The sequence below is a fragment of the Mycobacterium sp. NGS67 genome (assembly GCF_059812185.1).
In genome coordinates this window covers 1-348 of the sequence record NZ_JCALCF010000097.1, presented here as the reverse complement: position 1 = coordinate 348, position 348 = coordinate 1, and the positions used below count along the sequence as shown (strand labels likewise).

Annotated in this window: 1 protein-coding gene; it reads left to right on the top strand. The window is 66.4% G+C overall.

Features of this window, described 5'->3' with window-relative positions; translation table 11 throughout:
• Positions 1 to 348 (top strand): transposase (locus AC5Y4D_RS27400; protein WP_500038785.1); only part of this gene is annotated, 348 nt, incomplete at both ends.

Below are 348 nucleotides of genomic sequence, written 5' to 3'. Positions count from 1 at the left end.
TGCGACGTTTTGCAAGGTCCGCGTCGGGGCGCATGTGGTGTCTCAGGCACTGGTGGTGGCCACCGGGGTGTCCATCGAAGGCACCCGCGAGGTGTTGGGCACCGCGGTCGGGGACAGTGAGTCCTTCGAGTTCTGGCGCGAATTCCTCGCCAGCCTCAAGGCCCGAGGTCTGACCGGGGTGCACCTGGTCATCTCCGATGCCCACGCCGGACTCAAAGCCGCAGTCGCCCAACAGTTCTGCGGATCTTCCTGGCAACGCTGCAGAGTGCACTTCATGCGCAACCTGCACGGCGCGGTCTCGGCCAAGCATGCCCCGGCGGTGACCGCGGCGGTCAAGACGGTCTTCGC